The sequence below is a fragment of the Clostridium sp. OS1-26 genome, from assembly GCF_030915445.1.
Classification (GTDB): Bacteria; Bacillota; Clostridia; order Clostridiales; family Clostridiaceae; genus Clostridium_AM.
Genome location: NZ_CP133264.1, coordinates 524,909 through 544,663, shown reverse-complemented (window position 1 = coordinate 544,663; position 19,755 = coordinate 524,909). Strand labels below are relative to the sequence as shown.

Annotated in this window: 21 protein-coding genes and 1 tRNA gene; 18 read left to right on the top strand and 4 right to left on the bottom strand. The window is 29.1% G+C overall.

What is annotated here, in order from left to right; genetic code table 11:
• Positions 1-29 precede the first annotated feature (29 nt).
• Positions 30-1,256, bottom strand: a complete 1,227-nt coding sequence (locus RCG18_RS02685; RefSeq protein WP_308039900.1) for a D-alanyl-D-alanine carboxypeptidase family protein — start codon at positions 1,254-1,256, stop codon at positions 30-32.
• Between the two features lie 124 nt (positions 1,257-1,380).
• Here RCG18_RS02685 and RCG18_RS02680 point away from each other — a divergent pair, with 124 nt between their 5' ends.
• The 5 genes from RCG18_RS02680 to RCG18_RS02660 all read left to right on the top strand — a co-directional run bounded on the left by RCG18_RS02680 (position 1,381) and on the right by RCG18_RS02660 (position 6,795).
• On the top strand, positions 1,381-1,980 hold the full coding sequence (locus RCG18_RS02680) for a helix-hairpin-helix domain-containing protein (RefSeq protein WP_308039899.1): 600 nt from the start codon (positions 1,381-1,383) through the stop codon (positions 1,978-1,980).
• A 157-nt stretch (positions 1,981-2,137) separates the two neighbouring features.
• On the top strand, positions 2,138-3,172 hold the full coding sequence (selD, locus tag RCG18_RS02675; protein WP_308039898.1) for a selenide, water dikinase SelD: 1,035 nt from the start codon (positions 2,138-2,140) through the stop codon (positions 3,170-3,172).
• Positions 3,173-3,191: 19 nt separating this feature from the next.
• Positions 3,192-4,577, top strand: a complete 1,386-nt coding sequence (gene selA, locus RCG18_RS02670; RefSeq protein WP_308039897.1) for an L-seryl-tRNA(Sec) selenium transferase — start codon at positions 3,192-3,194, stop codon at positions 4,575-4,577.
• A gap of 27 nt (positions 4,578-4,604) precedes the next feature.
• The gene (gene selB, locus RCG18_RS02665; protein WP_308039896.1) at positions 4,605-6,512 is read left to right on the top strand and encodes a selenocysteine-specific translation elongation factor; all 1,908 of its coding nucleotides are present in this window, start codon (positions 4,605-4,607) and stop codon (positions 6,510-6,512) included.
• A gap of 186 nt (positions 6,513-6,698) precedes the next feature.
• Positions 6,699-6,795: transfer RNA gene (locus RCG18_RS02660), tRNA-Sec, on the top strand.
• A gap of 110 nt (positions 6,796-6,905) precedes the next feature.
• Here RCG18_RS02660 and RCG18_RS02655 read toward each other — a convergent pair.
• Positions 6,906-8,084, bottom strand: a complete 1,179-nt coding sequence (locus tag RCG18_RS02655; RefSeq protein WP_308039895.1) for a site-specific integrase — start codon at positions 8,082-8,084, stop codon at positions 6,906-6,908.
• A gap of 85 nt (positions 8,085-8,169) precedes the next feature.
• Positions 8,170-8,805 carry a helix-turn-helix transcriptional regulator gene (locus tag RCG18_RS02650; protein WP_308039894.1) on the bottom strand — a complete coding sequence of 212 codons (636 nt, stop codon included), beginning with the start codon at positions 8,803-8,805 and terminating at the stop codon, positions 8,170-8,172.
• A 148-nt stretch (positions 8,806-8,953) separates the two neighbouring features.
• Here RCG18_RS02650 and RCG18_RS02645 point away from each other — a divergent pair, with 148 nt between their 5' ends.
• The 10 genes from RCG18_RS02645 (at position 8,954) to RCG18_RS02600 (ending at position 15,964) form a co-directional block, all read left to right on the top strand.
• Positions 8,954-9,154, top strand: coding sequence for a helix-turn-helix transcriptional regulator (locus tag RCG18_RS02645; RefSeq protein ID WP_308039893.1), 201 nt, complete (start codon positions 8,954-8,956; stop codon positions 9,152-9,154).
• Between the two features lie 204 nt (positions 9,155-9,358).
• On the top strand, positions 9,359-9,580 hold the full coding sequence (locus RCG18_RS02640) for a DNA-binding protein (protein ID WP_308039892.1): 222 nt from the start codon (positions 9,359-9,361) through the stop codon (positions 9,578-9,580).
• Positions 9,581-9,647: 67 nt separating this feature from the next.
• Positions 9,648-10,463 (top strand): hypothetical protein, encoded by an 816-nt coding sequence (locus RCG18_RS02635; RefSeq protein WP_308039891.1) that lies wholly within the window; start codon positions 9,648-9,650, stop codon positions 10,461-10,463.
• 18 nt (positions 10,464-10,481) lie between these two features.
• Entirely contained in the window at positions 10,482-11,237 is a 756-nt protein-coding gene (locus RCG18_RS02630; protein ID WP_308039890.1) for an ATP-binding protein, read from the top strand.
• A 93-nt stretch (positions 11,238-11,330) separates the two neighbouring features.
• The gene (locus RCG18_RS02625; RefSeq protein ID WP_308039889.1) at positions 11,331-11,651 is read left to right on the top strand and encodes a hypothetical protein; all 321 of its coding nucleotides are present in this window, start codon (positions 11,331-11,333) and stop codon (positions 11,649-11,651) included.
• A gap of 27 nt (positions 11,652-11,678) precedes the next feature.
• Complete coding sequence (locus RCG18_RS02620; RefSeq protein ID WP_308039888.1) at positions 11,679-11,840, top strand: hypothetical protein; 162 nt, start codon at positions 11,679-11,681, stop codon at positions 11,838-11,840.
• 170 nt (positions 11,841-12,010) lie between these two features.
• Positions 12,011-12,643 carry a hypothetical protein gene (locus tag RCG18_RS02615; RefSeq protein ID WP_308039887.1) on the top strand — a complete coding sequence of 211 codons (633 nt, stop codon included), beginning with the start codon at positions 12,011-12,013 and terminating at the stop codon, positions 12,641-12,643.
• An 863-nt stretch (positions 12,644-13,506) separates the two neighbouring features.
• Positions 13,507-13,848: a site-specific integrase gene (locus RCG18_RS02610; RefSeq protein ID WP_308039886.1), complete on the top strand. Its 342-nt coding sequence runs from the start codon at positions 13,507-13,509 to the stop codon at positions 13,846-13,848.
• Positions 13,849-13,923: 75 nt separating this feature from the next.
• A complete protein-coding gene (locus tag RCG18_RS02605; protein WP_308039885.1) occupies positions 13,924-14,913 on the top strand; it encodes a tyrosine-type recombinase/integrase in 990 nt (329 codons plus the stop codon).
• A gap of 133 nt (positions 14,914-15,046) precedes the next feature.
• Complete coding sequence (locus tag RCG18_RS02600) at positions 15,047-15,964, top strand: hypothetical protein (RefSeq protein WP_308039884.1); 918 nt, start codon at positions 15,047-15,049, stop codon at positions 15,962-15,964.
• A gap of 379 nt (positions 15,965-16,343) precedes the next feature.
• Here RCG18_RS02600 and RCG18_RS02595 read toward each other — a convergent pair whose 3' ends face one another.
• Complete coding sequence (locus tag RCG18_RS02595) at positions 16,344-17,648, bottom strand: transposase (protein ID WP_308039883.1); 1,305 nt, start codon at positions 17,646-17,648, stop codon at positions 16,344-16,346.
• 258 nt (positions 17,649-17,906) lie between these two features.
• On the opposite strand from RCG18_RS02595, the gene RCG18_RS02590 reads away from it, so the two are divergent.
• The 3 genes from RCG18_RS02590 (at position 17,907) to RCG18_RS02580 (ending at position 19,539) form a co-directional block, all read left to right on the top strand.
• Entirely contained in the window at positions 17,907-18,494 is a 588-nt protein-coding gene (locus RCG18_RS02590; protein WP_308039882.1) for a recombinase family protein, read from the top strand.
• A gap of 158 nt (positions 18,495-18,652) precedes the next feature.
• Positions 18,653-18,883 (top strand): hypothetical protein, encoded by a 231-nt coding sequence (locus RCG18_RS02585; RefSeq protein ID WP_308039881.1) that lies wholly within the window; start codon positions 18,653-18,655, stop codon positions 18,881-18,883.
• Between the two features lie 248 nt (positions 18,884-19,131).
• A complete protein-coding gene (locus tag RCG18_RS02580; RefSeq protein WP_308039879.1) occupies positions 19,132-19,539 on the top strand; it encodes a hypothetical protein in 408 nt (135 codons plus the stop codon).
• The last annotated feature ends 216 nt before the right edge of the window (positions 19,540-19,755 follow it).

Below are 19,755 nucleotides of genomic sequence, written 5' to 3'. Positions count from 1 at the left end.
CAAAAGGCTAAAATCATCAGCTCCTTATTTTATAAATTTTTACCAATTAATTTAAGTTTTTTTAAGATTAATATAAGCACTGCAAAGATTACAATTATAGCAGGTATTATATATTGAAGTTTTAAAAAGTTACCTTCAAGTAATTTAGATTGAAATACTTGTTTTAATTGATGATTATTTCCACTTGATAGTTTTAAAGTACCAATATTTTTATTATCTAAGGTGATAGTTGCTTCACTAACTATATCACCTTGTTTGAAATTTTTATCAGATAAGTTTTTATTATTTACATCAAATTTAGTATTAGGATTGCTACCCTTCTCCTTAACATAATAAAAGTCAGTGGAAGCAAGCAAAGGTATATTAGTGCCATCTTTAGTATAAGTTGTTACTAAGTCTCCTTTAGAAAATAAACGAACAAGCTCAAAATTATTGAACCCATAATTAAATAAAGCGGCGGCATCTGGGAAAAATGTCTTTTCCTTATCATGAATTAAAGCTACTATAAGGGTTTGACCATTTCTTGTTGCACAGGATACATAAGAATGTTGAGATTGAACAGTATATCCTGTTTTACCACCTTGGCAACCTTCATAATAAAGGTTAGAAGATTTTTGTATTAACTTATTTTCATTCCATAGAGGACGCTCCGATGAACTCTTATTAGTGGTTGGTATTTTATAAAAACTTGTAGTAGCAATTTTGGTGTACTCTGGATGCTTTGACAGCTCTCTCATTATAAGAGCTAAATCCATAGCAGAAGTTTTATGTTTATCATTATATAAACCACTAGGGTTAACAAAGTTAGTATTTTTACATCCTAGTTCTAAAGCTCTTTTATTCATTTCTTCTGCGAATTTATCAGTAGACCCGCTTATATGTTCAGCAAGGGCTTCTGCACAATCATTACCAGAAACAAGGAGCAAACCATATAATAAATCCTGAACCTTTAATTCTTCACCTTCAAATAAATATATTTTACTTCCATCAGCCAATGGAGGATTTTTACCAACCTTAACTACATCATCTAGTTTAGTTTTTTCTAAAGTCAAAAGTGCAGTCATTAGTTTGGTTGTAGACGCAGGAGGATAAGCTCCATACGCATTTTTTGCATACAGTACTTCACCGCTTTGAGCATCCATTAAAACAACACCATCTGCAGATACAGCCGGTGGATTATCTTTAGCAAAGGTTATATAGTTAATATTTGAAAAAATAAGTATAAACGATATTATAAAGGTTATTAATTTTCGCATTTTAGCCTCCTAAAACATTGTTAATCATAATTATATCAAAAAAAGACAGCTTGTGCGACAGAATTTTTATAAACCTGTCAATAATCTAAATATATATGAAAAATATCACATGTAGGAGGGCAAAATGCGAAATAAGAAAAAAATTATTGGTTCAATTATTATACTGATTATATTCGTTATATTCTTAGGTGTTGGATATTATATATCAAAACCAGCTAAAGAATTTAATAGTAAAGAAGTATTTAATGAAGCAACATCTGTAGAAAGTAAAGATAATAAAGAAATAACAGTATATATAAATGGAGAAGTAGAGAATCCTGGAGTTTATAAAATAAAAAATGATAGCAGAATAGAGGAGTTAGTAAAAATGTCAGGAGGATTTACTGACAGTGCAGATAAGTTTAAACTAAATTTAGCAAAAAAATTAAGAGATGAGGATTACATATATGTAGATAAAAAAGTTGAAGGTCAAGCTAATGCCGTTAGTAATTCTGTGCAATCATCAGCAGTGACTAGTTCGGTACAAGGCGGTAAAATAAATATAAATTCTGCTTCAAAGGAGCAGTTAAAAACCATTCCAGGCATAGGAGATGTTACAGCTCAAAAAATTATTGATTATAGAGAGAAAAATGGTAATTTTTCAACCGTTGAAGATTTAAAGAAAATCGACAGAATGGGAGAAAAAACGCTGGATAAAATAAAAGACAAAATTGACGTTAGGTAATATCTAAAATGGAATTTAGTAAGCAATTCTTTGAACTCCTTACTTTTGTATATGTAATTACATTTCTAATAAAACAATATGGGTAAATTGTTTAAAAAATAAGTAAAGTATTATATAATAAAGTAAAACTTGAAAAATTTTGACGGGAGGTGTCAATATGACAGAGAAAAGGCTTACAGAGTTAACGAAAACATCAGGATGAGCGGCTAAAATAGGGCCGGAGACCCTATCAAAAATACTAGGTAAATTACCTAAGATGGAAGATAAAAACTTGATAGTTGGAATAGAAACTTCTGATGATGCTGCAGTTTATAAGTTAAATGACGAAATGGCTGTTATACAAACATTAGATTTCTTTACGCCAGTAGTAGATGATCCTTATACTTTTGGTCAAATAGCTGCAGCAAATTCTATAAGTGATGTTTATGCAATGGGTGGTAAACCTACAGTAGCTTTAAATATAGTGTGTTTTCCTAATTGTTTATCCATAGATATTTTAGGTGAAATATTAAGAGGTGGAGCAGATAAAGTAATTGAAGCAGGTGCAGTAGTTATTGGTGGTCATACAGTAGAAGATGACGAACCAAAGTATGGGTTATCTGTAATGGGAATGGTTCATCCAGATAAAATTTTGAAAAACTTTGGTTCAAAAGTTGGAGAGGATGTTATTATAACTAAACCATTAGGTACTGGAATAATAAATACTGCTATAAAAGGAGAGATAGCATCTAAAGAAGCATATGACATGGCAGTAAAAGTTATGTCTACATTAAATAAATATGCAGGAGAAATAATAGTAAATTATGATGTTTCGGCATGTACAGATGTAACTGGTTTTGGATTAATGGGGCATGGATATGAAATGGCATCAGCATCAGGAGTTACATTAAGGTTATATAAAGATAAAATACCTTATATTAAAGAGGCAAAAGAATATGCAGAGATGGGTCTTGTGCCAGCAGGTTCTTACAACAATAGAAGATATATAGAAGGTAAATTTGAATTTAATGATACTCCAGAGTGGATGAAAGATGTATTATTTGATCCTCAGACATCAGGAGGGCTTTTGATAACCTGTTCAAAAGAAGAAAGTAATAAAATGATGAAGGAACTTTCACAATTAGAAATACCATCAGCAGTTATAGGGGAAGTAATACCACAGCAAGGTGAAAATTACATAATAATAGAATAGCTTAAAAGGTGGGGAGAAAGTGGAAAAAAATCAATTATTAAGAAATCTACCTAAAATAGATGAACTCTTAAAAGAAGAAACCGTAATTAATGAATTAAGTTCTACAATGAGGACTATCGTCGTTGAGTCCTTAAGAGAAACTATAGATAACTACAGAAATCTTATATTAAAGGATGATATAAAGGAATATTCAAAAGAAGATGTTCTAAAAAGTTTTTTAGAGCTTTTAAGCGATAAAAAAGGTTCAAATTTCAAAAAAGTTATAAATGCAGCAGGTGTAGTTATACATACTAACTTAGGAAGATCACTACTCGCTAAAAAGGCTTTAGAAAACGTTATTAATGTAGCTGACAACTTCAATAATCTTGAATATGATTTGAAAAAAGGTCAAAGAGGTTCAAGATACAGTCATGTAGAGGAACTTATTAAAAAAGTAACTGGTGCAGAGGCTGCAGTAGTTGTAAACAATAATGCAGCAGCAGTTATGCTGGCGTTAAATACTTTATGCAAGGATAAAGAAGCAATTGTTTCCCGTGGCCAGTTAGTTGAAATAGGAGGTTCTTTTAGAGTACCTGATGTTATGACTTTTAGTGGAGCAAAGCTTGTAGAAGTAGGAACAACAAATAGAACTCATTTATATGATTATGAAAATAATATAAATGAAAATACAGGTGTTTTATTAAAGGTACATACATCTAATTTTAAAATTCTTGGATTTACAGAAGATGTATCTGTAGATGAGTTGGTTGAAATTGGAGATAAAAAGGATATACCAGTAATTGAGGACATAGGAAGTGGTACGCTAGTAGACTTTTCTAAATACGGATTTACGTACGAACCAACTGTACAAGAAAGTATTAGAAAAGGAGCTGACGTAGTAACCTTTAGTGGAGATAAAATGCTTGGCGGGCCGCAAGCAGGTATAATTATAGGTAAAAAGAAGTATATAGATAAAATGAAAAAAAATCAGCTTACGAGGGCCTTAAGAATAGATAAAATGACTCTTGCGGCACTAGAAGGAACTCTTAAATACTACTTAGATGAAAGTGAAGCAGTAAAAAATATACCTACACTACATATGATACTGAGTTCTAAAGAGGAACATAAAAAGAGAGCACAAAGGCTAAAGAGAAAGCTTCAAAATAAAGTAAATAATTTTAAGTTTGCTTTAGAAGAGGATTATTCTATGGTAGGTGGAGGATCAATGCCGGCGGAGAGAATCGAAACTTATGTCATAAAGGTTAAAAGTGATAAGTTTTCTCCACAGGAATTAGAAAGAAAGCTAAGGGAAAATGAGACACCTATAATAATTAGAGTATCAAATAATGAGGTAGTTTTAGACTTAAGAACCATTTTTGACAAGGATTTTGACACAATCGTTGATGCTTTTGATGCACTAGATTAAAAGGATAGGGAGAGCGGGTGGTAAATTATGAAGCATATTATAGTTGGCACAGCTGGACATATAGATCATGGAAAGACTACTCTTATTAAGGCTTTAACTGGCAGGGAAACAGATACTTTAAGAGAAGAAAAAGAAAGAGGAATATCTATAAATCTTGGATTTACATTCTTTGATCTACCATCAGGAAAAAGAGCAGGAATTATAGATGTACCTGGACATGAAAAGTTTATAAAGAATATGTTAGCTGGTATAAGCAGTATTGACATAGTTTTATTAGTAATAGCAGCAGATGAAGGAATAATGCCTCAAACAAGAGAACATTTTGAAATCCTTCAATTATTAGATGTTAAGAAGGGGATAGTGGTTCTCACTAAAGCAGATTTAGTTGATGAAGAGTGGCTTACAATGATAAAAGAAGATATTAGAAAGGAATTTAAGGGGACATTTCTTGAGGATGCTCCTATGCATTCTGTATCTTCTAAAACTGGAGCTGGATTAGAGGCGCTTATAAAAAATATAGATGAATTTACAGAAGAAGTGGAAGCTAAAGATACGCAGGGACATTTTAGACTTCCTGTAGATAGAGTTTTTTCTGTAAGTGGTTTTGGTACAGTAGTAACAGGAACTGTAATAAGTGGTTCTATTAAGGAAGGTCAAACTATAGAAGTTTATCCATCAAAGGTTGTATCTAAAGTAAGAGGAATTCAGATACATGATCAGCCTGCAAAAATTGCAGAAGCGGGCCAAAGATGCGCTGTAAATATAGCAAACGTAAAGGTTAGTGATGTTGGAAGAGGAGATGTAGTATCTGTAGAGAACTTAATGGAACCATCTCTAATGGTTGACTGTAAGTTATATTATTTAAAGAGTGCATCAAGACCTTTAGAAAATAGGCAGAGAGTAAGACTTTATCATGGAACTAGCGAGATTATATGCAGAGTGGTAATACTGGATAAAGAGCAAGTAGAACCAGGAGAAGAGGCGTATGTGCAATTAAGACTGGAAAAACCTTTAACTGCTCAGAGAAATGATAGGTATGTAATTAGAAGCTATTCTCCTATGGATACTATAGGTGGAGGCTCTATAATTGAACCTCTTGCAAAAAAAGCAAAAAGATTTAATGAAGAATATATTGAAGAGCTAAAGATAAAAGAGAGTGGAAAAACAGAAAGCATATTAGAAAACACTATTAAAAATTTAAGCGAAGGATACCCGAGGGCTGTAGATATATTAAAAGCTTTGGGGAAAAATGAAGAAAATATTGAGAGTAATCTAGAACAGTTAATTAATGATAAAAAGATAGTAAAGTTTGACACTGGTGATAAAGCTATATATCTTCATAATGAATTTATTGGTGAAAAAGTAGATGAACTAGAGGATATCCTAAGCAAATATCACAAAGAAAATCCGCTTAAGTGGGGAATATCGAAAGAAGAAATAAAAAACAAGATATTCGGAAAAGCAATAAAACAGAAAATCTATGATCAGATGATAGAAATGCTTATAAATTCTCAGATTATAAATATGCATGGCAGCTTTATCTCATTACCTGATTTCACAATAAATTATACTAAAGATCAAAAATTGATAAGAGAAAATATTATAAAAGCATTTAAAGTCGCTAAATTTTCACCGCCAAAGTATAATGAGCTTGAGGTTTCACAAAATGATAGTAAAAACTTTAAAATGGTTTTTGAATCTATAATGGATGAGGGAGTCTTAATTAAAGTCTCAGAAGATTGCTTTTTCCTTTTAGAAGATTACAATAGAGTAAAAGACCTAATTATAAAGTTTATAACAGATAACGGAAGCATAACTTTAGCACAACTGAGAGATGAACTAGATACAAGTAGAAAATACGCTATGGCACTTATAGAACACTTTGACAGCATAAAGTTAACTAAGAGATTAGAAGACAAGAGAGTGCTTTATTAAAACAATAATAAAGTAAAATCTGAATCTAAAGATTGCAGCCATTGGATAAATTGTTTTTGTTTTTTCATACTTATTGTGGTATTATTAAAAATAATACAATTAATTACATAATGTGATATGATATAATGGTGAAAAATGTTGACATAATAATTTTAATAAATTATAATACTTTATGTAATTAGATTTGGGAGTAGATAGGTGCTGGTGTGCCTGCCGGTCTTCAAAACCGTTCTGCCGTGCTAAGACCACGACGGGTGGGTTCGATTCCCACATATTCCCGCCAATATAAAAAGATAACCTCTAAGCTAGTAATACCAACGTATTGCAAAGTTTAGAGGTTTTAATATTTTACGAAAATCTATTAAAATTCGTGCAGTAGTTGTGCAGTAAAATTTAAAAGAGATTATTGATCTTCTCAACAGCCTTTATTTTTTCATCCGGCATAACATGGGTGTATATGTTCATAGTGGTTTTTATGTCACCGTGGCCCATTAGCATTTGAACTATTTTTATTGGTATCCCAGCTTCAAATAACCTGGTACAATATGTATGCCTTAGTGAATGAAACTTTTTATAAGGTATATCAGCTTTTTTTAATATACTTGTATATCGCTTGGTCAGATATCTACTATCAAGATAAGCTCCTAACTCTGTAGCAAATACTATATTGTTGTCTAGGTATAAATCCTTGTTATTAATTTTTTCTTGATTTTGAAATTCTTTATATTGTTTTAATTCATCCATAACTTTAGATGGTACAGGAATGGTCCTTATACTATTCTTGGTTTTGGGTGTTTGCTCAATAATCTTACTTTCTCTACTGCCATTTTTAGTTACAACGTAAACTAATTTTATTGACTTGTTAATTGAAACCGTATTATTATCAAAAGCAATATCACTCCACTTTAATCCTAGGAGTTCACCTTGCCGCATACCAGTGCCTAGAGCCATTGCAAGCAGCATTTTTAGCCTATGACCTTCAAGATAGTTTATAAGAGACTTTTGTTCCTCTACTGAAAAAACTGTTATTTCGTCTTTTTTCTCTACTTTAGGTAATGTTACAAGAGTACAATAGTTTTTAGTAATTAAGCCTTGTTTTAAAGCTTCATTAAGGCAAGTTTTAAGATTCTTATTTATCATCTTAATTGTATCTGCAGTTTTGTTAGATTCAGATAAACTATTATAATACATCTGAATGTCAGCAGCTCTTAAGTCAGATAACTTCTTTTTACCTATCTGTGTATCTTTAATATAGTTTCTATATATACCTTCATAGCGTTCAAGAGAAGAAGGTTTTAAATCGTTAATTCTAAAGTCAAATAGCCATGTATAAAACCATTGCTGCAGGGTAATTTTATCGTCAGAAGGCAACAACCCTGCATTACTTTTTGTTTTATATTCGGCCATCTTATTAACTACTTCTTGCTTTTTAGAGCCATTGAATGACTTTCGTATAAGTTTTCCATCTTCATCATATCCAATAGTAAGCATACCTCTATAATATGTCTTACCATTCTTTTCATACTTATATATAGTGCCTTCACCATTAGCTTTTGACCTAGCTTTAGGCATAATTAAATCACCTCTTAAGTTACATGTTAATTTTCAATGCAAAGCTTTTTTACATGTATTACTTAGATTATTAAGATTAAAATAGCTATATTTCTCTATTATTAAGGAGTTTAAATAACTCAGGGCATCTTTTTTTTAAGGCATAATATCGAGAATATGTTATAGACGATTTTATTCTGCTTTTAAGCTCATCAAAAATTTCATTTGAATATTTATTTTCAGGGTGATAATCCAAACTATTTTTAAGTGTGCCTTGCAGTTCTTCTTTATATTTTTTAAGTTCCACAGGCTCCTGATTTTCTACAAAGTCAACTAATGACTTATATAAATCTATAAGATAGCTAATAGATTCACAAAAATCAACAGCATATTTATTATCATGTTCAAGAAGGAAAAGGATTGTTTCCAATATTGAACTTAATTGTTTGATGATTCCATTATTTACTGGTACAGATAGTTTTGAAATACTATCTTTTAATAATTCATTTGTTGATGACATTTTAATTGCTTCATCTAATGTTTTAAATTTACTTTGTCCAGTTAAATAATCTGTAGTTACATTAAAGTATTTAGAGATTTTTATCAATACATCTATATCAGGGATTCTTGTTCCTAACTCATAATTACTAATAGATGCTCTACCAATTTTAAGCTCTTCAGATAGCTGTGATTGAGTTAAACCCTTACATTCTCGCAATTCTTTTAATCTTTCTTTGAACAATTTTTATCACTCCTTTTTTATATTATACCACAAATGAAGAGTTCTGAAACATGAATTATACGAAAGAAGAAAATTGTATTGACATGTCTAATAGTGAAGAGTTATACTTGATTCAAGATGAAGAGTGAAGAAAGGGTGGTGAATACAAATGAAGATAAATGTAGAAAAAATAAATTGGATAAGAATTGAACAGGGCTTATCACTTATTGAACTATGTGAGAGAGCATCAGTTAGCAGAGCAACAATATCGAGACTTTTAAAAGGGGAGGTATCTACAAGAGCAGATATAATTGGAAAAATTGCAATGGCTCTTGAAGTTCCAGTAAAAGAGCTATATGTTAAAGAATAGTTTATGATCTAAGAGACCGTTGTAATTCTAAAGAATGTTATTATATATAGTTATTTTCTGGGAATATAGAGATGGGAAGTTTAGTTATTAGAGAAGACTTTGTATTAGAAATAAATAATGTATATTACCGAATCAGAGAAGCAAGAAGATATGATTATAAAGATTCAGCGGATAAGAAAAATTGTTAAACAAATGGGGGTTAATATGCTTGATCTTACACAGAAAATAGAAGAACATAAAAAAATGATTGAAAGAAAAACTATGAGTATTCGAGAATGGGCGGAAATTGAAGGCATAACGTATCAAAAAGCATTACAGTTGAGTCATGCAAAGGATTTTCCTTGTATATCAATAGGGAAATCGAGACGTATTGTTATATCAAAATTAGATGCATGGTTAGAGAAGTATATAGGAACACAATTTTAAAACTAATAGCCACCTTAAAATTAATCCATGTTGTGAGCTTTTAGTTAAAAGGTGGTAGATATATATAATGGCAGAAGGATTTTATCAAACAAACAATGAGGTATTGAAGTTTGATTTAGATAAAGGCTTGGATAAGATAAGGTTTAATCATTATATAACTAAAAAAGAAAATTTTCAAAGGTTAAAATGTGATTTGCCAAGAGGTCAATTTTATATGACTATAAATCAAGTAAGTAGAGATTTGAATGTAACATTTGCAAAGGCTCAAAGACTTATTAAAGAATTTGAAGATAAAAGCATTATAAAACTTATATTTCAGTATGAGAAATGGGAGAAAAAACCTTCAATATGGGAGTATTTAAGTGCAGTAAAAAGTGATAATCAAAGTGATAGTAAAAGTGATAGTCAAAATGATAATCAAGAATATAGTGAAATCAATGATTTAAATGGCATTGGTGATAATCAAAATGATAGTCAAAATGATAATCAAAGTGATAACCCTAAAAAAGAATATACTAAAAATAAAAATAAAAAACAAATATATTATACATCTGATTCAAAAGAATACAGACTTGCGGAGTATTTATATAATTACATATTAAAAAATAATGCTAAAGCTAAAAAACCCAGTTTACAAAATTGGGCCAAGGTATTTGACTACGTTCTTAGGATAGATAAAAGAGATTTAGAGGAAGTTAAAGAATTAATAAAGTTTAGTCAGCAACATAAGTTCTGGTACAAGAATATACTAAGTCCTGATAAATTTAGACATCAATATGACAGATTAATTTTAGAAATGAATGAGGAGAGAAAAAATTCTAGTATTGTAGATCTGAAAAAAGACAAAAAAGAAAAACCTAAAAAGTTATTAGGTTGGGATTAGAAAAGGAGTGATTATGTTTTGCAAAATATTTCAGAATCAATTAATAAAATTACTGAAATAGCTTTAAGATGTAAAGAGAAAGCAGAAAAGAAAAATTACAAATGTCCTATCTGTAGAGATACCGGAAGTATACTAGTAAAAACTGAAGGGCAATCTATAATTAAAATATGTAAATGTAAACAAAAAGAGATTTTAAAGCAGCAGTGGATAGATGCAGGATTTAATATAATGTCTACTGACAAAAATTTTAAAACATTTAAAATAAATAATAAAGTATCTCAAAGAATGAAAGAGATGGCATTGAATTATGTGGAAAATTTTGAGGTTATTCAATTTAATAATAATCATAGCATAGCATTTTTAGGACAACCAGGGGCAGGCAAAACTCATGCATGTATGGCGATAGCACTAGAGTTAATTAAAAAGGGATTTCGACCTTTATATTTTCCATATAGAGAAGTCATTACAGAGTTAAAGCAAAATATTATGAATCAAACAATATATCGTGAAAAAATTAATAAGTATAAAAAATCAAAGATTCTTATCATAGATGATCTTTTTAAGGGAGGTGCCACAGAACCAGACATAAGAATTATGTTTGAAATATTGAACTATAGATATTTAAATAAACTTTCTATAATAGTATCCAGTGAATACTTAAGCCAAGACTTATTAATATTGGATAATGGAATAGGTAGTAGGATTATAGAAATGTGTAAAGGTAGAACTCTTGATATATTTGGAGAAGAAAATAATCAAAGATTAGAAATGTAAAAAATAAAAGCTTGCTCAAAGGAGCGAAGCTTCATAAATCACAGTTATAAGTATACTCCTTTGAGCAAAAATGTCAAGGAGGAAATGTAAAATATGGACAAATATACAATGACTAAAAATATAATCAATAATGTTAAGAAAGAATATCCTAGTATGGATTTAAGTTATATAAATCCAGTAGATTTGGCTGATACTGTAAGAGGGTTAAAGAATTTAATAGAATCTCTTAAAAGTGCTCAAATAACAATAGACGATATTGTTGAATTGGAAAAAATAACGATAGAGGAATTTTTAAAACTCAAAGATAACATATATGCCAGTAAATGCAATGAATTTGAAAAAACGCTTTCATCAGAACAACAAAAGTATTTTTATGAGTTAGAAAGAATACTGGAATTAAGAGATATAATTTAAATTAATGTAAAAGGAAGTGTGAAGTACATGAGTTTAATAAAGTTAGTAAATGAAAAAGTAATTAATACAACAAATAAAACTGTAGAAGAAGTTATAAAAGAAGCATTAGCAGATATACCAATGACTATAGTTGAAGCTTCAAGGTTTTTAGATATGTTAGAGGAAGAGTTTAGGAACATTGGGAAGTAAAGTAGTAGAAAACGGATTTAAGGTTAGTTCATTTTAGAAAATTCGTTCTTAAAATGTATTGATAAAGTAAGGATGAAATTAAAAGAGTTATATGCTTTCTTAGGTTGTCAGACTTCTGGGGAGGCTGCTAGTAAGATTTAAAAGTTATAGGAGTAAGGAGAAATGAAGTTATGCAAGATAAAAATAATGCATGTAAACATGATTTATATTTCAAAGCTTATTATAATACTTTAAAAGAGTATAGTAAGCTTTATGATGAAAATTCAGATCAAGATTGGAGAGCTATTATTAAAAAGCTAATTGTTTACGGAGTAAAAGCAATAAATACAAAAGAAGAACCAGAATATATAGATTTGGAGACTGCGGAATATGACTTTCAGTTTGCAAGCGTCATAAAAAATTTAATGAGTACATTAACACCAAAGGAGTTTTTGCAGCTTTACCCTATGACAAAGGAATATAAGGGCCATAAATACGGTATGAAAGATTATTTTTATACTAAGAATTATGTAAAATCTTTAGACCAGGACAAGCCTATTGGTGAAGAAATATTAAATTTTATATGGGAATATCACAACTGGGAGCTTACAGATTTTAACGTTGAAGTTATGGAGTATATAAGTAGAATAAGGCGTTTGGAGGGGCAAACTTCATTAGGTGAAGAGTTTGCTAACAAAATGGGACTTAAAATCTATACTGTTCATACAGATCAAGATGGAACTAAATTTATTATTGATAATGAAACTGGCAAGACAATGAAACTAAGCGATCCTAAAGTGAAACATTTAAAATTAATGAAATAGTAATAAGTTTTACCTCAAGAGATAGAAAGAAGATTAAGGTTTTGACAAATAATATTAGATAGCTCTAAAAACCCAGATACTTGAGAGTTCTAAAGTGGAAATTATTAAATACGGGAAAAGGAATTTGAATAAATTCCGAATACCCGTATTATATTTCAACTTTAATGAGGTATTAAATACCATATAATAAAACTACTTTTATGAGTGTGTATAAAGGTATGAAATCAATGGATTTATAGTAACGTTTTTTAAAAATGAGAAATGGAAAAAATAAGAGAGATGGGAGGTATAAAACAATTGAGAATGAGTTATTTATAAGTAAAAATTTTAGAAAATGTAGATTTTACAGTATATTAAGGGATAAAATGTAAGAGTAACAAAATTAGAGTAAGGTAAACTGAATCAGAAAAAAAGAAGCCTAATTGATAAAAAAGTATGTTTCAACATAAAAATTGAAATTACATTAAAGTAATAACATAGAATAAAAGTAAAAAAAATGAAATCGATTGTTATGCACTGAAAATAAAGGGATTAAGAATGTTATAAGAAAATCACTAAATAGAAGCTAAATTTTAAATTATATGGGGGAAGAATAAACGCAAATTTTAAAATCAACCTAATAAAAGGATAATAAGTAAAAAATATGATTAAGACTATGAAATGAGAATATTTAAAAATTGCAACACTCAATTATAATTACTAAAAACAAACTTAATTCAACTCAATTTTAATTGCATATCAATTGAGAACTTAATTAAATCAATGTATAGAAGACCACATTTGATGGAATATTACATCAAATATATTGCAAAGTTACTGCAGTAATAGATATTAAATAATTGTTTTAAAGAAGGAGTGGGGATATGACAAGATTTATAGTTAAAGAAGCAGTTAAAGAACGTATAGAAAAGTTTGAAAAGAAAGAATTAAAGCCAATGTCAGAAAAAACAAAAAGAGCTTATAAAAATAGTATAGTTGAATTTGAACAGCATTTAGATATTTTAGGATTAACTATAGAGGATGTAAAAGAAATAACTCTTTTTTCTTATAGAAGATTATTAGAAAAGAGAGGGTTAAAGAGAGAAACAATATCACTAAAAATAGGACATTTATTTAGATACTTGGAGTTCAATGGGTGGAAGTATGATAAAGATAAAATAATTATGTTAAACTACGGGTACAACTTTAGAAACTCTATTGAATAATAAGTTAAATTTATTTAAGTATAATGGTGGACAAACATAAAGCTAAAGAAGATTCTAAGGAGGTTTTTTTTATAAGTGGGAAAATTTGAAACAGAATTGCTCAATATAATGAATGAAAAAGAAAGAGCAATGGTTATTATAAAATTAGTTGACCAGATAAAAGAACAATATAAAAGTATTGTTTGTGATTTTATTATTAACTGTTTTACAAGAGAAATAGAATTAAGTGAAAAAACTATCGAAAACTATACCAGGAATATAAAGCTATTTTTAGAATGGTATAGAGGGAAAGAATTAAAGGAATTCTCACGCATAGATAGTAAAAGATATAGGGCTTATTTAAAAGAAGATTATAAATACAAGGGTAGAGCTATAGGAATAAAATCTATTAACACAAAGATTGTGGCCGCAAATCAATTTTTAAAATATCTTGATGAAGAGCTGGGATATAAAATAATTATAAGGATTAAGCAAATTAAGATAGAGCAACAGAACTTTGCAAATGAACTAATAACTAATGACCACATTATAAGAATTTTAAGACAAGCTAAAAAAGCAAATGACCATAAAGCAATAGCAATTTTTTATACTTTATTTTATACAGGTGCAAGGGTTTCAGAAATGTTGCAACTAAAGATAAATGATGTAGCCAAAGATTCTGTAATGATTAAAGGTAAAGGGAATAAATACAGAGAATTATTAATAGCAGAAAGATTAAAAGTTCAGCTAAAAGAGTATTTAGAATACAGACGAGAGCCACTTAAAGAAGAATATAAGGAATATTTATTTACAAGTAGAGAGGGAGTTATTACAAGGCAGACTGTACATAAATTAATTAAAATTTATTGCGGAAAAGCCAGAGGGATAAAAAAAGAAATTGCCCACGCTCATGCTTTCAGGCATAGATATAGTCAAAATTTATCAGAGATGGGTGTTAATCAAACTATTATATCTCAATTATTAGGACACAGCTTAACAGTAACAGGTATATACATACAACAGGATAGAAAAGAGCTGTTAAGAATTATAAATAGAATGAGCTTGGAAGAAGTAAGGACCTTATGATTAAAAATATTGGATGATATTAATTAAGAACTTATAAAAGATATGGGAGGAATATCCCACAGCTACTTTATACCATCAGGTTTGATTTAATGTCTACTGAACACAATTATTAATGTAATGAATGAGGTGTATTATGGAAAAATGTGAAGATATAGAATTACTTAATATAGAATCCAAAAAATTATTTAAAAAGTGTAAAACTAATCAAAGTTTTATAAAGCAACTTATAAAAATTGATAGCATTATAAATGCATCATTTAATAGAAAAAAGCTTATCAAGGAATTCATAGGTTTAGTGAATAATCATTTTATTGCTGCATGTATGGGAGGGTATTTAATACTAAATAAAAATTCAAGGGGATTCTATAGAAATAATTGTAGATATTTTAAACAAACAGAATCTTATACTATGTTATTAGGCTACTTTGCTATTCCATTAGGAAAAAGTCCTACCATTGGACAATATAAAATATGGCTAGATGAAGTGTTAAAATTTCTTAATGCTTATAAAGAATCAAATGGAAATGACTATAACCTAATCTCTGAAAAAGTAATTATTGAGTTATTAAAATTAATTACGGTAGAAAAGGCTCTTAAGGTAATTACCAAGAGACGTTCTTTATCAATATTAAATTTTAATTTAGTAAATGAAAAATCTAACTCTGTTTATTTAGCACACATAAATACAATAATTAATTCAAGAAGTAAATATACAGAAGGTCATTCAGATATATCTGTAGTTATATTTTTGCATGAAGTTGGACATGCATTACATATAGCTCTAACTAGAAACGTAAATATATTTCCAGATGGATTTGATTTAATATTTGAAAAAGCATTCCATAACAAATGGGATATAGTTGAGCAACAACATAGACCAGAGGTATTTGCTGACTGTTTTACTGTGGCCTGTTGTCTTGGAACTAAGTTTGAGGCAAATCATTATTTAATAAGTGAATTAGGTTCTAAAAGTAGTGAAATTATTAAAACATATTTTGATTCTATAATAGAAGAAAAGATAAGTTTAAGTAACATTCAAATCATCATATAAGAGACAAATAAATGTAGTTCTATATAGAAATTTTTATCGTATATAATGTAAAATATTTGAATTATTTTCAAATCGAACCTTGATTAGTATCGATAAATAAGGTTTTAGGCTTAAACATATCATATATTAGTACTAATTCAAAATTTACATATTCGTTAAATTTATGTTTAGGCTTAAACATATCATATATTAGTTACTAATTAATACAATTAAGCGATTTTTAAAATTACTGATATGTTTCTATGCGCCTTGCATAATGCATCTGCATAGAATTTCCCAGTCAAGCTGAGGCTTAGCGAGTGTTGCCATGTTGATTATGTCAAACTTACTGGTACTTCTCGCCCTAAGGACGTTAAGTCGCCCTTTATTGTTGACAAAATTATTTTGCTTTTAATTGTTCTTCTATAAGATCTTCTATGTTTGGAATGCTTAAATTTTTAGCCGCATTAATATCTGCATTTTCTTCATATCCACATACAACGCACTTGAATTTAGATTGATTATTTTTACAATCTCTATTTTCTTCATTAATGCAACCACAAATACTACATCTCTGTGAAGTTTTAAAAGGTTTTTTATACATTACAATTATTCCTTTTTCTTCTGCTTTATATTGTATTTTTTGTTGTAAATCGTAATAAGCCCATTGTTTTAGAAACTTATTTTCAGGGTTAAATCCTTTTAAGTCTTCCATTTGTATGATGCCACAATTATGTTTCACTGTAAAATCAACAATGTATCTACTGTATTTGTGGTTTAAAGTATTTCTAAAATTGGATATTTTATTTCTGTACCTATTAGCTGGTTGAATTCTAGTTAGCCGCCCATGACCAGTTCTACCATTTCCAGCAATTTTACTGCTTCTGAATAAGTCATGGTAACGTTGTTCTATTTTTTGCCTATAATGTATAAGTTCTCTTCCATCTAAGATGCATTCATTCCAACTAAGTTTATCCCATATTCCTAAGTTAGAATCAAATATTTGCATAGTTGCGACATTGATTATGCCTAAGTCAACACCTAGTATTCTATTTGAATCTAGTTCTTTTTTATTAGGTTCAAAACTAAAACATATATGAAAATACCATTTCCCTTTTTTATCCTGAGTTATTTTAGATGCACATTGTTTGTAAATACCTGTTGCAAGTTTATTTAAGGTTGCCTTTTTAGAATTATCTATCCTATCAGCTAAAAGAGTAAGCTTAGCAATGTTGTTTTTCTTTTGGTATTTTGAATTAAACAAACTACACTCTATTTCATAACCCTTATTTCCTTGAGTTACTTTAAAACTTTTATTGTGAATTATTATAGCAATATTTTTTTTAAAGTTTGTAATAGCAACATCACCTTTTAACAGGCCTTTTTTCTTATCATCATTAAATCTTTTAGATACGAATTGCCTTGTTTGTGCTACATTTCTAGAATTACATATATTCATTATTTCATTCATTTGGTTTTCAATCCATGCACCATGAGTCTTACCAAAAGTTTTCTTTTCATCTATGTTTTTGCCAGTAGTATCCTTATATATCATACTTTTCATAGTGAAAGTATAGAAATAAGTCATAGCTCTATTACATGCTTTCCAAGTCTTATAGCTTATATCTTTTAGAATTTTATCTAATAACTTCATATCTAATTCATCACAATGTTTAATTGCAACTTTTATACACTTATTCATCATAGCAACCTTCTTTTTATTCAGTATTTTATGCAACTTTAGAAATATAATTCTATTACAAAGAATTTTAGTAAAATGAATAGTTCTTTCTGATGTACGAATTTCGTACATCGAGGATGCGATTCCCAAATTCATACTAAGCGCAAAAATAAAATTTGTCAGTGTCTTAACTTAACAGTATTGACACCAATAAATTAATGACGTATAATCAATACATACAACGGTGTCAAAACTTATATCCAAAAGTGAGGGTGAAAATTTATGATTTATGGATACTGTAGAGTAAGTACAAAAGCACAGATTAAAGGAAATAGTTTTGAGGAACAAGAAGAGCAAATATTAAGCAGATATATAAATGCGATAATTGAAAAGGAAGCATACAGTGGTGCCAAGAGTGATAGAAAGATATTCAATGAATTAGTTGATAAATTACAAAATGATGATGTTCTAGTAGTTACTAAGCTAGATAGGTTTTGTAGAAGCACACAAGAAGGCTTGGAATATATTGATAAGCTATTAAAAAAAGGTGTTAAGATACATATATTAAATATGGGGCTAATAGAAGATACTCCTATGGGTAAATTAATAGTAACTAATTTGCTAGCATTTGCAGAATTTGAGAGAGCTATGATTATAGAACGTACTCAAAGTGGCAAGGCAATAGCAAAAACAAAAGAAGGTTTTAGAGAAGGTAGACCTAAGGAATATAGTAAAAAACAATTAGATAATGCATTAGATATGTTAATGATAAAGGGTGGGAAATATAGTTATAATGAAGTTGTACAAATAACTAATATAAGCAAAAGTACTCTAATTAGAGAGGTACGAAAAAGGAGAGAAGACATATAGTTTTATATCTTATACGTCTTTTCTATATCTCTTGGACTAATGGTAAGAAGACGTATTCTGCATATTTGTTAACATTTAATATTCAATATTTAACTATAAGAGGTGTAGCCAACATTTCCGGCAAATACCACGCTAAGAAAAGAATAAGAGGTGATTTTGTGAAGAAGATTAGAGCAATCTATATTGGTGATGTCAGATTTGAACAATGTCCAGTATTTGAATTAAACAAAGAAACAAACTATTTTGAGATGTTAATTGATAAAGAATTTAAATATGAAAAAGAATGTGTTGAGGAAGATAGCGATTTTTTAGTTTTTGAAGTGGAAAATGATGAAGCAAAGTTAATCCCTAAATTTAGAGAAGGAGAAAACAATAATGTTAGAGATTAATACTGATTTAAAATATACAGATTTCTTAAATGAATTAAAAGGACTCCGAGAATTTACCGAGTCGTCAATTCTTTAATATGGTTACTTAAAAATCTTGCTGTAGTTAGTACCTGGTGGATCTCATTAAATATCACGTTGAAAAGTCTCGCATCATGGTTATTAGTTCGCATTTGAAGGAAAATGCGAAGCAAACATCATTTATTGAGTTCCATATAAATAGTATTTTGTCTAAGAAAGTGGGGATAAATATGAATATCAAAGTTGAATTTTTTCAAGATGATTTAATCCAAGCGATAGGTTCAGGTATCTATGAGATTAGTATAGATCAAAATAAAAAATCTGAGGTTCTTTATATTGGCGAGTCAGTTTTTGTTTTAGTACGATGTGCATCACATCTATATGAGTTAAAAAAGAAACCGGAATATTTTGGTTTTACAGACAAAACAATTGATGATCCAGGCATAACATTGAAATTTAAGTTAATTGAAAAAAATAGTAATAACGGATCACGAAAAAAAAGAGAAATGGAACTTATTAAGGAAAGAAAACCATTAAGCCAAAGTGGGATTAGAGATCGCCAGAAAAATGTAGAAGATAAAATCGAAGCACTTACGCAATTTTTGAATGACAATTATAAAAATAATGAAAAGCTATAGTATAAAATAAGTGCTTTGCAAAGATAAATTCCAATTTATATAGTTGAGAAAAATGAGCATGACATAAAGCTAAGTTGATTCGTATTTTAAAAATTATACGTAATAATTACGAAAAGTGGACGGATTTTTTTAATAACAAGTCCGATAAGTACATGTTATTATAAGAAAACTATGAGCTATAAGGGTTTGGTTAGTCCAAGCTCTTTTTATTTTACA

What these genes read in the sequence shown, in the direction of transcription:
- RCG18_RS02685 (WP_308039900.1), bottom strand. Translation starts at nt 1,256, where the DNA reads ATGCGAAAATTAATAACCTTTATAATATCGTTTATACTTATTTTTTCA.
- RCG18_RS02680 (WP_308039899.1), top strand. Translation starts at nt 1,381, where the DNA reads ATGCGAAATAAGAAAAAAATTATTGGTTCAATTATTATACTGATTATA.
- selB (WP_308039896.1), top strand. Translation starts at nt 4,605, where the DNA reads ATGAAGCATATTATAGTTGGCACAGCTGGACATATAGATCATGGAAAG.
- RCG18_RS02655 (WP_308039895.1), bottom strand. Translation starts at nt 8,084, where the DNA reads ATGCCTAAAGCTAGGTCAAAAGCTAATGGTGAAGGCACTATATATAAG.
- RCG18_RS02645 (WP_308039893.1), top strand. Translation starts at nt 8,954, where the DNA reads ATGAAGATAAATGTAGAAAAAATAAATTGGATAAGAATTGAACAGGGC.
- RCG18_RS02640 (WP_308039892.1), top strand. Translation starts at nt 9,359, where the DNA reads ATGCTTGATCTTACACAGAAAATAGAAGAACATAAAAAAATGATTGAA.
- RCG18_RS02635 (WP_308039891.1), top strand. Translation starts at nt 9,648, where the DNA reads ATGGCAGAAGGATTTTATCAAACAAACAATGAGGTATTGAAGTTTGAT.
- RCG18_RS02625 (WP_308039889.1), top strand. Translation starts at nt 11,331, where the DNA reads ATGGACAAATATACAATGACTAAAAATATAATCAATAATGTTAAGAAA.
- RCG18_RS02620 (WP_308039888.1), top strand. Translation starts at nt 11,679, where the DNA reads ATGAGTTTAATAAAGTTAGTAAATGAAAAAGTAATTAATACAACAAAT.
- RCG18_RS02615 (WP_308039887.1), top strand. Translation starts at nt 12,011, where the DNA reads ATGCAAGATAAAAATAATGCATGTAAACATGATTTATATTTCAAAGCT.
- RCG18_RS02610 (WP_308039886.1), top strand. Translation starts at nt 13,507, where the DNA reads ATGACAAGATTTATAGTTAAAGAAGCAGTTAAAGAACGTATAGAAAAG.
- RCG18_RS02600 (WP_308039884.1), top strand. Translation starts at nt 15,047, where the DNA reads ATGGAAAAATGTGAAGATATAGAATTACTTAATATAGAATCCAAAAAA.
- RCG18_RS02595 (WP_308039883.1), bottom strand. Translation starts at nt 17,648, where the DNA reads ATGATGAATAAGTGTATAAAAGTTGCAATTAAACATTGTGATGAATTA.
- RCG18_RS02590 (WP_308039882.1), top strand. Translation starts at nt 17,907, where the DNA reads ATGATTTATGGATACTGTAGAGTAAGTACAAAAGCACAGATTAAAGGA.
- RCG18_RS02580 (WP_308039879.1), top strand. Translation starts at nt 19,132, where the DNA reads ATGAATATCAAAGTTGAATTTTTTCAAGATGATTTAATCCAAGCGATA.